Origin of the sequence: Streptomyces griseus subsp. griseus (assembly GCF_003610995.1) — a bacterium.
Classification (GTDB): Bacteria; Actinomycetota; Actinomycetes; order Streptomycetales; family Streptomycetaceae; genus Streptomyces.
Genome location: NZ_CP032543.1, coordinates 6,094,366 through 6,107,659, shown reverse-complemented (window position 1 = coordinate 6,107,659; position 13,294 = coordinate 6,094,366). Strand labels below are relative to the sequence as shown.

10 protein-coding genes are annotated in these 13,294 nt (G+C 72.8%); 4 read left to right on the top strand and 6 right to left on the bottom strand.

All coding sequences use genetic code 11. The annotated features are described in order from the left end of the window. Both D6270_RS27410 and D6270_RS27405 read right to left on the bottom strand, forming a co-directional pair. Positions 1-2,205 carry a bifunctional serine/threonine-protein kinase/ABC transporter substrate-binding protein gene (locus tag D6270_RS27410; protein ID WP_109163022.1) on the bottom strand — a complete coding sequence of 735 codons (2,205 nt, stop codon included), beginning with the start codon at positions 2,203-2,205 and terminating at the stop codon, positions 1-3. A 9-nt stretch (positions 2,206-2,214) separates the two neighbouring features. Further along, entirely contained in the window at positions 2,215-2,988 is a 774-nt protein-coding gene (locus tag D6270_RS27405) for a hypothetical protein (RefSeq protein WP_204117185.1), read from the bottom strand. A 487-nt stretch (positions 2,989-3,475) separates the two neighbouring features. Here D6270_RS27405 and D6270_RS27400 point away from each other — a divergent pair, with 487 nt between their 5' ends. Both D6270_RS27400 and D6270_RS27395 read left to right on the top strand, forming a co-directional pair. Further along, entirely contained in the window at positions 3,476-6,505 is a 3,030-nt protein-coding gene (locus tag D6270_RS27400; protein WP_109163024.1) for a 3-keto-alpha-glucoside-1,2-lyase-like domain-containing protein, read from the top strand. A 305-nt stretch (positions 6,506-6,810) separates the two neighbouring features. Beyond that, complete coding sequence (locus D6270_RS27395) at positions 6,811-9,270, top strand: GTPase-associated protein 1-related protein (protein WP_109163025.1); 2,460 nt, start codon at positions 6,811-6,813, stop codon at positions 9,268-9,270. Positions 9,271-9,353: 83 nt separating this feature from the next. Here the strand turns inward: D6270_RS27395 and D6270_RS27390 are convergent, their stop codons facing one another. From D6270_RS27390 to D6270_RS27380, 3 genes are read right to left on the bottom strand one after another with little or no spacing between them, the layout of a single operon-like run. Beyond that, a complete protein-coding gene (locus D6270_RS27390) occupies positions 9,354-9,839 on the bottom strand; it encodes a nuclear transport factor 2 family protein (RefSeq protein ID WP_109163026.1) in 486 nt (161 codons plus the stop codon). Beyond that, the gene (locus D6270_RS27385; protein WP_109163027.1) at positions 9,836-10,780 is read right to left on the bottom strand and encodes an SDR family oxidoreductase; all 945 of its coding nucleotides are present in this window, start codon (positions 10,778-10,780) and stop codon (positions 9,836-9,838) included. The genes D6270_RS27390 and D6270_RS27385 overlap by 4 nt, the downstream gene beginning before the upstream one ends. Positions 10,781-10,794: 14 nt before the next feature. After that, positions 10,795-11,700: an oxidoreductase gene (locus D6270_RS27380; protein WP_109163028.1), complete on the bottom strand. Its 906-nt coding sequence runs from the start codon at positions 11,698-11,700 to the stop codon at positions 10,795-10,797. A 65-nt stretch (positions 11,701-11,765) separates the two neighbouring features. On the opposite strand from D6270_RS27380, the gene D6270_RS27375 reads away from it, so the two are divergent. Beyond that, a complete protein-coding gene (locus tag D6270_RS27375) occupies positions 11,766-12,383 on the top strand; it encodes a TetR/AcrR family transcriptional regulator (protein ID WP_109163029.1) in 618 nt (205 codons plus the stop codon). A 98-nt stretch (positions 12,384-12,481) separates the two neighbouring features. Then, the gene (locus tag D6270_RS27370) at positions 12,482-12,841 is read left to right on the top strand and encodes a GvpU-like protein (protein WP_109163030.1); all 360 of its coding nucleotides are present in this window, start codon (positions 12,482-12,484) and stop codon (positions 12,839-12,841) included. Between the two features lie 76 nt (positions 12,842-12,917). Here D6270_RS27370 and D6270_RS27365 read toward each other — a convergent pair whose 3' ends face one another. Continuing rightward, positions 12,918-13,286, bottom strand: coding sequence for a VOC family protein (locus tag D6270_RS27365; protein ID WP_109163031.1), 369 nt, complete (start codon positions 13,284-13,286; stop codon positions 12,918-12,920). Positions 13,287-13,294 lie beyond the last annotated feature (8 nt).

Genomic DNA, 13,294 nt, shown 5'->3' with positions numbered 1-13,294 from the left:
TCAGCTCTTCGGCTTCGGGGCCGGGCCGAGATAGCGGAAGCGGCCGCGCTCCACCCGGTGGAGGTGGGCGTCCTGGCCCACCAGTGTCTGCCGCTTGTCGAAGGCGTAGGTGCGGAAGGCGCCCTTGTACGTGGACGTGGTGACAGCGGCGGCGAGCGCGGAACGGGTGGGGCGGCCGTCGCCGGTGGGCCCGGATGGCGTGGCGCCCGGTGAAGTGGTGGGCCCCGCACCGCCCTTCGTGGCCGAGTCCACCAAGGCGGCCACCCGCTGGGCTACGAGCCCGGTGACGTCGTACGCCTCGGCCGACCAGGCGGCGGGGGCGCTGCCGAAGCGCTTGCGGTGCGCGGCCGCGAAGTCGGCGGCACCCGCTGCCGCACCGGCGTCCGTGAACGGCGTGACGAACTCCCACCCCTCGGCCGCCTCCCCCGCCCGCTCCAGGAACTCCGGTCTCATGGCGATGTGTTGGGCCACGCGCGGCCCCTTGAAGGGCGTGGCCGCCAAGGCATGGGCCGCCCCGGCGGCCCCCGCCGCGTCGCCCGCGTAGAAGAGTGCGTCGCTGCTATGGGCGAGGAGGTCCGCGATCACCGGCGCGAGGTCGGACGTCCCGGCCGGGACCACGCGTGGATGGGTGGTGCCGGTGGTGAGGCTGGGGGTCATCAGGTTGGCCGCGTACCCCGCCTGGTACGCCGCCTGCCCGCCGGACCGGTCGATCAGCACGCCGAGGCGCTCCACGTCGGGGCGCAGGAGGAGATGGTTGACGATGGGGACGGAGAGGGCCGCATAGGACGGGCAGGCCTGGAAGAAGGCGGAGTTGACGCGGGCCGGGTAGGCGATCTGGAGCGACGACACCGTCAGGAGGGGCAGCGCCGCCTCGTCGTACGCGGGCAGTGCGGCCGTGGTCGTCGCGTCGCCGGTCGGGCCGATGACCGCGAGCACATCCCCGTCGCGGGCGAACTCCTCGGCGACCCGCACGGCACGCGCCGGCTCGCCCCGGTCGTCGAGAACCTTCACGGTGAGCGTGAAGGGCTTGTCCGTACGGGAGTTGAACCTGTCGACGGCGAGTCGCGCCCCGCGCTCCTGCGCCCGCCCGGCCGCTTCCTGCGGACCTGTCAGGTCGGCGTGTACGCCAATTGTCCAGCGCCGCCCGGTAGGTGGGCCGCTACGAACCTCGGGCTCGTCGCCCATCAGCTGTACCGCGGCGAAGGCGCCCGCCCCGAGCGCCACCGCGCCGCCCGCCGCGAGCGCCAGGAACCGCCGCCGGGCCGGTGCGGGTTCCGTCGGGGGATCGCTCACCGTGGCGTCGATGTCGGGCAGTTCCAGCATCGCGGCGGACCGTTGTGCGATCATGCGGACGACACCCTCGGGCAGCCAGTCGACGCTCGCGCCGTCGCTCGGTACGTCCTCGGTGATCCTGGTGTCCAGGTCGGCGGCGGTGGGGCGGGCGGCCGGGGCCTTGGCCAGACAGCAGGACAGCAGGGTGCGGAGGCCGGGGTCGTCGATCCCGTCGAGGTCGGGCGCGTCATGGACCGTGCGGTAGAGCAGGGCGTCGACGGCCCCGCCGCCGAAGGGTGGCCGCCCCCTGGCCGCGTACGCCAGGAGGCAGCCGAGTGAGAAGACGTCCCCGGCCGGTCCGGCCACCGCCCCGCCCCCGGCGGCCTGTTCGGGCGGGAGGAAGCCCGGGGTCCCGACGAGGAGGCCGGTGGCGGTCAGTGCGGTGGCGTCGGCGGCGCGGGCGATCCCGAAGTCGATGAGCCGGGGGCCGTCGGCCGTGAGGAGGACGTTGCCCGGCTTGACGTCCCGGTGGACGAGTCCCGCCCCGTGTACGGCGGTCAGGGCGCGGGCGAGCAGTCGGCCGAGCACACGGACGCTGCGGGCGGGCAGCGGGCCGCATCGGGCGACGGCCTCCGACAGCGTGGGTCCGGGCACGAACTCCGTTGCCAGCCAAGGCGTTTCGGACTCGGTGTCGGCGTCGGTGACCGGGACGGCCCAGGGGCTGTCCACCCGGCGGGCGGCCTCGGCCTCGCGGCGGAAGCGGGTCCGGAAATCCGCGTCTCCGGCGTACTCGGGGAGGATCACCTTGAGGGCGGCGAGCGCTCCGGCGTCGGTGCGTCCGAGGTAGACGACGCCCATGCCTCCCGTCCCGAGGCGGCCCAGGAGCCGGTGTCCGCCGATGCGCGCGGGATCGTTCGGTCGCAGTGCGTCCATCGCCCGGCCTCAGCTCTGCTTCTCGACGGCGGATTCCAGCCGGACCAGCATCGTGGCCTGCGCCTGGGTGACCAGGGCGCCGATCTCCTTCTCCGTGCGCCCCTTCGCCCCTTTGCCGGTCACGGCGACGGTGACCTGGTGCGTCTGCGCCTGCTGCCAGGTGTAGGGGTGCGGCCCGCCCAGCTCGGTGGAGCGGTACTCGCCGAACTCCGTCAGCGCGTCGTCGGAGTTGCGCTGGACCTCCTCTTCCCCGAGGAGCGCGGCCGCGACCATGGAGCCGACCTGCTCGTCGGCGGTGAGCTGTTGCGTGGGGCAGCGCATGGTCTCCTCGATGGACTCCGCCATCTCCCACTCGGCGTCCTCGCGGCTGCGGTGGACGGTGACGACGGCGGCCAGCCGGACCGGCCCCTTGCCCGCGGCGGCGGGCACCTCGAAGTACCGGGTGCGGGTGGCCAGGACGGTGCCGGCCGGCCTGCCCCGCTTCCAGACGCAGTCGGCGCCGAGCACCGGCCAGGTGGCCGGATCACTCTCGTACGGGCTCCGCTTCACCACCCCGGGGCCGAAGCTGTCGGGACCGGCGATGACCTGGCCGATGAGGTCGAGAGCGGCAGCCCGGGTCCGGGGCAGGCGGGCGGGGTCGGGCTCGGCCGGTCCACCGGACCCGGCGGTGGCCCCCGCGCTCGGGCCGGCGCGGCCGGTGGCCTCGCGGTCCTCCGTACGAGGGCTGTCGGCGCCCCCGCCCGAGCAGCCGGCGAGCAGCACAGGGACGATCACGAGACCCAGAGCACGCCGCCCCCGTGCGCCCGACCACCCGGCATCTAATGGTCCTTGACTGCCCACAGCGCTCTCCCCCGCTCGCCCTCGATGCCATGGCCGATCATAGGTTCACCGGGTGTGTCCGCAGCGGCACGGTCAGAGACTGTTGCCCCATCGGGACGTAGGCAACTGATCGGCGCACCAGGGCAGTTCGGCCCGGTCCGGCGCCCCGGGCACCCACGTCCGCGGATCGCGGCGGATCTCCTCGGAGGCCCACAGCGGCGGGAGCACCGCGTTCAGACCTTTGCACGAAGACCGGCGAACTTTGAACACAGTGGTGACGAAGTATGGACGGAGTCAGCAGAAGCCTCCTACTGTTTCGGTCGCGACCCGCCGGAGTTACGCCGGGGTCACGCAGCCTGACCCGCACGAGCCGAACCGTTCACCCCCGGGCGACGGGTGGCCCCACCCACCGCCGCGACGTGCCTCTCGCTGCGAGGGGCCAGGAGGAAGAATGCATCCACGGCCGTTCCACCCCTTCCGCAGACCATCCGCATCGCGGCACCGACCGCTCCGCAGGCACCTGACCGGCCTGGTGGCCGCCTCGTTCCTCATCGGCGCCTTCACCGCCGTCCCGGCCACCGCCGCACCGGCGGCTCCGGCCGACCTCCCCCCGCAGGAACCGGGGGTGACCCTGCGCGTCTTCGATGTGCAGGTGCCCCTGGACGAGCTGTGCGACATCAAGGCGGGCCAGACGCCCAACGTCGACAAGCTGATGCCGCAGATCGACTGGGACTCGACGGACGACTTCGGCTTCAACGACCACTTCGTCTCGCAGGTGACGGGCAACATCGACGTGCCCGAGGACGGTTCGTACACGTTCCGCCTGACCAGCGACGACGGGTCGCGGCTGCTCATCGACGACCAACTCGTCATCGACCACGACGGGTTGCACGGCGCCGAGCCGAAGGACGGCACGGTCACCCTCACGGCGGGCTACCACTCCCTCCGGATCGACCACTTCGACCGCACCGGCGGCCAGCAGATCACGCTCGCCTGGCAGCCGCCGGGCTCCGGAGACTTCGCCGTCGTACCGAACTCCGTGCTGTCCACGGACGCCGATGTCGTACGGGTGACGGCGCCGGGCCGCAAGGAGTGCGAAGGCGCCCTCGACTCCCCCGGCGACGGGCTGCCGCTGACCGAGACGCACCCGGACTACGCGCTCACCGATCTGCGCCCGGCGGGCTTCGAGCCGCAGGTCTCCGCGATGGACTGGCTGCCCGACGGCCGCCTCGCGGTGACGACCTGGGGCGGCACGGACAACGAGACCGGCGAGGTCTACCTCCTCGACGACGTCCAGGGCGAGACCGGCCCGGACCGGGTGAAGGCGAAGAAGGTGGCCGAGGGGCTCAAGGAGCCCATGGGCATCAAGGCCGTCGACGGCAAGCTCTATGTCTCGCAGAAGCACGAGCTGACCGAGCTGACCGACACGGACGGCGACGACGTCATCGACGAGCGGCGGACCGTGGCCACCTGGCCCTACGGCGGCAACTTCCACGAGTTCGCCTTCGGCCTGCTCTACCGGGACGGGTTCTTCTACCTCAACCTGTCGGTGGCGATCGACTACGGCGGCGCGACGACGAATCCGCAGCCGGCCCAGAACCGGGGCACGACCATCAAGGTGAACAAGGAGACCGGCAAGGTCGACTACATCGCCGGTGGCCTGCGTACACCCAACGGCATCGGCTGGGGCCCGGACGACGACCTGTTCGTCCTGGACAACCAGGGCGGCTGGCTGCCGTCCTCGAAGCTGGTCCACGTGAAGCAGGACCGCTTCTTCAATCACTACACCAACCCGTCGGGCCCCTTCGACACGAAGCCGGTCACCAAGCCGGTGCTGTGGCTGCCGCAGAACGAGATAGCCAACTCACCCAGCACACCTCTTCAGTTGACCGAGGGGCGGTTCGCCGGGCAGATGCTGTTCGGGGACGTGACGTACGGCGGGATCCAACGTGCCTACCTGGAGAAGGTCGACGGCGAGTACCAGGGCGCGGTCTTCCGCTTCACCCAGGGCCTGGAGGCGGGCGTCAACCGGATCAGCATGGGACCGGACGGCGCGATCTACGCCGGCGGGCTCGGCGCGGGCGGCAACTGGGGCCAGGAGGGCAAGCTGACGTACGGGCTCCAGAAGCTCTCCCCCAGCGGGGACAAGGCGTTCGACATCCTGGCGATGCGGGCCAAGCCCGGTGGCTTCGAGCTGGAGTACACCGAGCCGCTCTCGGAGGAGACGGCGGCGAAGCTCGCCGAGAGCTACCAGGTCGAGCAGTGGACATACGCGCCCACCCCCGCCTACGGCGGCCCCAAGATCGACGAGGAGACCCTGAAGGTCGGCTCGGCGACGCTCTCCGAGGACGGCAGGAAGGTCATGCTCGCCCTGCCCGGCCTCAAGCCGAACCGGGTCGTGCACGTCCGCTCCCCGCGCCCCTTCTCCTCCGCGAGCGGCACGGAGCTGTGGTCCACGGAAGCCTGGTACACGCTCAATTCCCTCCCCGGTGACCAGCCTTCGCCGACCCTGTACGAGGCGGAGGAGGCGGCCCTCACCGGCGGCGCGGGCGTCGACACCGAGCACGCGGGCTACTCGGGCGGCGGCTTCGTCGACAACTTCGGCAACGAGGGCGCGGCCGTCACCTTCGACGTGCGGACGGAGAAGGCGGGGACGTACGACGTCGGCCTGCGCTACTCCAACGGGCCGAACCCGGCCCCCGGCACCAAGACGATCAGCGTCCACGTCAACGGCACGAAGGTCCGGCAGACGAGCCTGGCCTCCACCACGGACTGGAAGACCTGGGCGACGAAGAACGAGCAGCTGGAGCTGGAGGAAGGCCGCAACACCATCACGTACTCCTACGACAGCGGCGACACCGGTCATGTGAACCTCGACATGATCGCCGTCCACCCGAAGGGCGCCCGCATCCCGCTCTTCGACGGCACGAGCCAGGCGGCCTGGCAGCACCCGGACGGCCGCACCCCCGAATGGCCGGTGAGCGACGGGGAGATGGAGATCAAGAACGGCGATCTGCGCACGAAGCAGGGGTTCGGGGACTTCCGCGTGCACGTGGAGTTCTGGCTGCCGAACCTGCCGCCGGACGTGACCGGCCAGGACCGCGCCAACAGCGGGGTCTACCTCCAGGACCGGTACGAGGTGCAGATCCTGGACTCCTACGGTGACGACACGCTCGCCGACGACGAGGCTGGGGCGATCTACACGAAGAAGGCCCCGGACGTGAACGCGGCCACCGCGCCGGAGACCTGGCAGACGTACGACATCACCTTCCGCGCCGCCCGCTTCGACTCCTCCGGCAACAAGACGGAGGACGCCAGGATCAGCGTCGTCTGGAACGGTGTCACCGTCCACGACGACGTGGCGGTCGACGGCCCGACCGGCGGCGGAGCGGCCGAGGCCGCGACGGCGGGGGCGATCAGGCTCCAGGACCACGGCAGCAAGATCCGCTACCGGAACGTGTGGGTGGAGCAGCTGACGTAGGGCGATGGACCCAGGAGAGGGGCGGTGGCCGTTCCGGGCCGCCGCCCCTCGGGCGTGTGTCCGCCACCGCTGCTGCGGCACGTTCACGATCCACGCCACGGCCGCCGGGCCCGCGGCTCCGGCGCTGCCTTTGCGCAGGCAGCCGCGACTTCGGCGCGGTCTTCGGGCCAGTACCTGACGCAGCGTAGGGACAGCGCCCCGCTCCTTGATAACGTCGCCCCCGCGGCCGTGGACTTCTCCCCCGACCCGGTCGCGTGTGGGTGGGAACGGGGATCCGGTCGCGGCAGGACGAAGAGGGCCGACAGATGAGCCTTGCACAGGTGCACCACATCTCCGCCGCGCCGGAGGAAGAGTCGACGGGCCGGTTCACGGCGGTCGGGCCGGGAGTCTCGGCGGCGCTGCTCGCCGAGATGGAACCGCTGGTCGGATACACGCTCCCCGACGGGGCCTCGCACCGGCCCACGGACGCCGAACTGCGCTCCCTGCCGCAGGCGTTCACGTATGCCGTGCTCTCCGACGGCAGTCGCCTGGTCGGGCGTACGGCTCCGGCGCGTGGCGAGGGCACGGCGCCGGTCCGCTTCCACGCGCACGCGGTGCACATACCCGCCGGTGTGCCGCTGCCGGGCGACCGGCTGCCGGTGGAGGCGTGGCGGTCGCCGCACTGGGTCGCCGCCACTCCGGTCGGCGGTGCGCTGCCCGACCCGCTCGGCACGTTGCCGCCGGGCCCCGCTCCGGTACGGGAGGGTCTCGACGACTTCGCCGTCTCGCGCGGCCCGTGGCTGGCGGCCGTCCTCGCCGATCTGCGCCGGGCGAGCGAGGAGGCGGCGCCTGCGGGCGGGCCGGTGGTGCTGGTGGAGAGGCGGAGCGCGGATGTGGCGCGCTGGCTGGGGCTGGCGGCGGTCGCGCTGCCGAGGGAGAGCGTGGAGCGGCTGACGTTCACCACGTACACGCGGCGGCCGGGGAGTTCGGCGCTGCGGGTGGTGGGGGTGCCGCCCGAGGACGCGGCGGCGGCGCGGGAGGCGGGACTGCGGGTCCATGTGTGCGCGGACCGGCCCCCGGTGGACGGCGCGGCGGACGTGTGGGCGCGGACGGCGGCACGGGTGTGGCGGAGCCGGGCGCCGGAGCTGTTCGAGGAGGCGCGCGGGCTGCCCGGGGATCCCTTCGCCGCGGGGCCGTTGGCGGTGATCGCGCTGTGTGCCGGGGTGACGCTCGGGCCCGAGGAGCGCGCGGCGGGCGCCGGTTGGGCGGCGGAGCGGCCGTACGCGCTGGACGCGAAGCGGATCGGCCAGCTGGTGGAGGCGCTGACCTCACCGGGGATCGATGACCGTACGGGCTCCGAGTTCGACGCGGCGGGGCGGCTGTTCGGCGCGCTGGACGGGCGGTGCCCGGCCTCGGTCACCGCGCCGCTCGCCGCGATGCTGGTGACGGAGGCGGTGCGGGGCGGCAACGGTTCGCTGGAACTCCCGCGCCGGGACGCGTTCGTGGGCCCGGACGGGGAGGCGATCGCCGGGGTGCTCGGCCCGGAGATCCTGGCCGAGCTGGAGAGCGGTGCGGGCAGGGCGCGGCCGGTGGCACGCACCGTACAACTGCTGCGGGTCGCACGGCTGTTGGGTGTGAACGGTACGGAGGTGCTGCCGGAGGTCGTGGACCGGCTGGCCCGGACGATCCTGGCGGAGGCGACGGCGGGCGGAGAGGCGGAAGCGGACAGGGCCGCGGGGGCGCCTGCCTTCGCCCCGGCGCTGCTGGAGCTGCTGGACGAGCAGTTCGACGTGCGGACGGCGCTGCTGGGCTCGCTGGACCGGATCGCGCCCGAGGACCCCGGGGCGGTGGCCCGGTTCCTGGAGCGGGTCGCGCTGCCGTTCACCGGGACGCAGGCCCTGCCGCATCTGCGGATGTGCGCCGAGGTGCCGGGCGCGATGACCACGCTCGGCCGGGACCGGACGGCGGTCTGGCACCGGGTCCTGCGCGCGGCCGGCCTCTCCCCCTTCGCCGAGCCCCTGGTCCTGCGTACGGCGGTGGGCCTGGTCTGGGAGGACCGGGCGCCCACCATGGAGGAGGCCCGGCTGCTGCTGGAGGCGGCGACCTCGGACGCGCACCGGGCGGCCGGGACGTGGGCGCGCCTGGTCGACGCGGCGCTCGGCGCCCCGGCGGACGCGGAGGACGCCACCGCGCTCGCCCACGACCTGCTGCGGGGCTTCCCGCAGGAGATCGGCGGCCGGGAGCGGGCCGCGCTCCAGCTCCTGGACCTCTGCCGCGACCTGCGCACGGGGGCCCCGGAGCCCGGCTGGGCGGAGCAGGTCCGCACACTGCGTGACCGGGCCGAACCCCTCGAACCAGCGGTCCAGGAGCGGGCGTTCACGAGCCTGGTGGAACGCCTGCTGGCCCCGGACCGGCCGGGAGCTGAGCTGTACGACTTCGTCCGGAGCGACGACGCCGCCCTGATCGCCGCCTACGACCGGGCGGCCCGCGCCGAGCCGACCCGCGCGCGGCTGCGCACCCACCCCGCCTACGCGGCCGACTGCTTCACCCACTGGACCGCCCACCCGCACGCGGGCCCCGCCTGGACGACCACGGCCGCCGCCCTCCTGGAGGAGGTACTGCGCCCGGCGGTGCGCGGGATGACGGCGGAGGCCGTGGCGGAGGTCGAGGAGACGGTGGGCCGCACGGGCAGCAGCGGCCGGGCCAACGCCTTCCGCGACTGGAACCGGTCGCGCGCGCTGGGCCGGCTGGGGCGGCGGATCGCGGGGCGGGTGCGGCGGGGCTGAGGGCCGGACCCACCCGTCATCGACACCGCCGTGAGCAGCCAGGGGCCGTGGGCCGTCCACGGCCTCCTGACCGGTCGGGGGCCCTATTCACCCTGCTCGACGGCGTGCCCGTAGGACGGGGCAGGCCCTGGCAGCTGGGCGTTCTCCTGGTGCGTGGCGGTGAGCTTGACGCTGCTGAGGCGCCAGCCCCGCGGCGTCCGGACGGCCTCGTTGTCGTAGAAGCCGACGACCAGCCATCGGTCCGGGCCGCCGCCCGCCTGTTCTTCCGGCACCCAGTGTTCGGCGCGGACGTGTGCGTGGAGGGTGGCGCGGTCACCGTCGATCTCGACGACGTGCCCGGTGATGGCGTGGTGGGTGGCGGAGAAGGGGGCGAACGCCTGGTCCAGCACGTGGACGTACTCGTCGAGGGGCACGGTCATGGGCGGCAGACCGACGACCGAGGAGAAGTCGAGGGTCACGGAGTCCGTGTAGACGAGGGCGGGAAGCCTGTCGAACTCCTTGAGGTCGGCGATGTCGGCGTAGCGGCCCATCAACTCGATCAGTTCGATGCGATCGGCGAGCGTCGTCATGAGGAACTCCCGGTGGACTCAGGTGCGGGCGTGGGCGCGGATCTCGGGCTCCGGGACCGGTGGCTCAAGGCGAGGACGGCGTCCATCAGCCGGGCCGGCAGGAACCGCGCGAGGGGGATGATGAAGGCGGCGTCCGTGCCGAGGGTGTACCGGGCGCGCGGACGGGGCGTGGTCGCCACCCTGGCGATCCTGGCCCCCGCCTTCGCCGCAGGCAGGGCGCGCTCCAGGAAGGCCGTGTTGGACGCCACCGTCGCGTCGATGAGGTGACCGTAGAGCTGCTGGTGTTCGGTGCTCATCGCGGCGGCGAGTTCGAGGGAGAGGTCACCGCTGCGGGCGGCCATCTCGGTCCGGACACCGCCGGGCTGGACGATGACCACCTGCACGCCGTGCGCCGCGACCTCGCGGCGCAGGGAGTCGTTGGCCGCTTCGAGGGCGAACTTGGTTCCCGCGTAGGCCCCGAAGACGGGCAGCGCGGCCACTCCGCCCACCGAGCTGATGTTGACGATTCTGCCCCGGCTCTGCCGCAGGAAGGGCAGGAGCTCCTGGATGACGGCGATGTGTCCGAAGAGGTTCACCTCGAACTGCTCGCGCCACAGAGCCAGGGGGAGCACCTCGACCGGGGCGTTGATCTCGATCCCCGCGTTGTTGACCAGGACGCGCAGGGCGCGCCGCTCGGGGTCGTCGGCGATCCGCCGGGCCAAGGCCTCGATGTGTTCCGGGACGGTGATGTCCAGGGTGACCGGTTCGATGCCGTCGGCCCGGACGGCGTCCGCCTCGCTGTCGGTGCGTACCCCGGCGAGAACGTGGTAGCCCATCGAGGCGAGGGCGCGGGCCGTCGCCGCTCCGATGCCCGACGAGGCGCCGGAGACGACGACGAGTTCGTCGGGCTTCCGAGGGTTCTTCCGTCGGTCTTGCCGGGAGTCTCCGGGTGGACGGATCACAGCGGTGGGTCCTTTCACGAGGCGGGGGTCGCGAGCGCGTCCAGGGGGAAGCGCGTGCCGGTCAGGTCCTCCGACACCTCCCAGAGCCGCCGGGCCGCCGAGCCGTCACGTGCTCGGGCGGACCGTCCGACCAGCGCCGGTGCGCCGCGCATGCCCCAGAGCCGGCCGGGGCCGGCATAGCTGTCGCCGGGAAGGTCAGCGGTGGCGGCGTACAGGGTGGGCAGGGCGCCCTCCTCGGCGCTCTGGGCGACGAGCCCGACCAGGAACTTCTCGACGCGAAAGCCGAGGGAGGGCTTCCGCTCCGCTCGCATGAGGTTCGTCGAGGAGATGCCGGGATGCGCGGCCGTGGAGATGACGGGTGACCCCGCGCGGGTGAGTCTGCGCTGGAGTTCGGCGGCGAACAGGAGGTTGGCCAGCTTGGACTGCGTATAGGCGGCGTTGGGACGGTAGGGCCTGCGCTGCCACTGGAGGTCGGTGAAGTCCAGGGAGCCGATCCGGTGCCCGAGGGAGGCCACCGTGACGACCCGCTCCCTGATGCGCGGGAGGAGCAGGTTCGTCAGGGCGAAGTGGCCCAGGTGGTTGGTCCCGAACTGCAACTCGAATCCGTCCGCGGTCCGGGAGAGCGGCCCCAACGAGAGACCCGCGTTGTTGATCAGCAGATCGACCTGACCGGGGAGGTCACGGGCGAAGGCCCGTACGGAGGAGAGGTCGGCGAGATCGAGGGGGCGGACCTGGGCCGGTCCCGCCATGGTCGCCGCCGCTGCCTCCCCCTTCTCCGGATCGCGTACGGCCAGGACCACCCGCGCTCCACGCTCGGCGAGGGCACGGGCCGTGACGAGCCCGATCCCGCTGTTCGAGCCGGTGACGACGGCGGTGCGGCCGGTCAGGTCGGGCAGGTCGGCAAGAGAGAATCTGGACATACCGAGAGAGTAGACACTGCCAACATTGTTGTCAATGGAAACATTGGGTTGGGTAGGCTGCTCCCATGCCTGACACCACCGAGCGGCGGCCCTACCACCACGGGAATCTCCGCACGGATCTCCTCGCCGCGGCCGAGCGCAGCCTGAGGGCGCACGGGGCCGAGCAGCTCTCCCTGCGGGACCTGGCACGGGACGTCGGCGTGAGTCACGCGGCGCCCCGACGCCACTTCGCGGACCGCCGCGCGCTGCTCGATGCCCTCGCCGAGTCGGGCTTCATGCGCCTGGGCGCGGAGCTGCGGGCCGCGGTGGACGAGATCGGCGACGAGAGCGACCTGCCCGCCCGTCTGCACGCGTTCGCGTCGGCCTATGTCCGGTTCGCGACCGAGAACGCCGCGCTGACCGGGCTGATGAACACCAGCAAGCACCGCCCGGGGGCGACTGCGGTCGCCGAGGCCGCCGCGGCCGCGTTCGGCCAGATCAGCGACCTGATCGAAGAGGGCCAGGAGCGCGGCGAACTGGAGGGGGACGACCCGGAGGAGATCGGACTCGTCCTCTACGCAACCGTCCTGGGGATCACCACCATGCTCAACAGCGGCATGATCGAGCCCGCACGGCTCGAAGGCCTCGTGGGCACCGCGGTGACACAGTTCCTGCGAGGCGCCCGCCCGGCGGAGCCGCGCTGACCCATGGCGCGAAGGCGACCACCTCCGTCCGGCTGCCGGAGGGGGCCACTCCGCGCCCGCCTCCAACAGCCGGCCGCCGCCGACTAGACTCGGTTGCCATGTCGAAGCCTGACGCGTTGCTTGTCGATGTCGCTGCCCTGGTGGAGTCCGGGCACAGCAACCAGATGTCGCTGACCGTGGTCGCCGGAGGCGCCGTGATCACCGGCCGCCTGGCCCCCGAGGCCGTCTGGCGGCAGCGGGTGTCGGAGGTGCTGGCGGACTCGGACCGACTGAGCGAGTTCGCCGCCGCCTTCACCGCCGCCCCCCGCGAGGACGGCCCACCCACGCATCTGCACTTCCACGTGGCCCGCATCCTCCAGGGCTCGGTGGGAATCCCGGAGACGGGCGGCATGTACCGCGTGGCCATCGAGGATGTCAGCGCCTGGACCATGGGCGACTTCAGCTACTCCGACCACTGACCACCCCGCCCGGGCGGGACCGCGGAGAGCCTCAGGCGCGACTACGGAGACCGTCAGGCGCGGCCACGGAGACCCTTCAGGCCCGGTCGTGGAGCGTGACCTGGTAGCCGTCGGGGTCGGCGAAGGTGAACGTCCGGCCGAAGGGGCCGTCGGTGGGCGCGGAGACAATCGCGTGGCCGTCGGCGGCGAGGGCATCGTGGATGGCCTGGACGTCGGTGGCGTGCAGCCAGATCGCGGCGCCGATGCCGGGCTGCGGGATCGACGCCAGGTCGGTGCCGGGCAGGGCTTCGCGGACGGCGAACGCGATCGGCTTCGTCGCGAAGACCACGGCGTGCGGCGGCCCGGACTGTGAGCGGACCAGGCCGAGGTAACGCTCGTAGAAGGCCTGCGAGACGTCCAGGTCGCGCACCTGGAAGGAGATGAAGTCGGGGCCGGTGGCGGGCATGGTGGTGC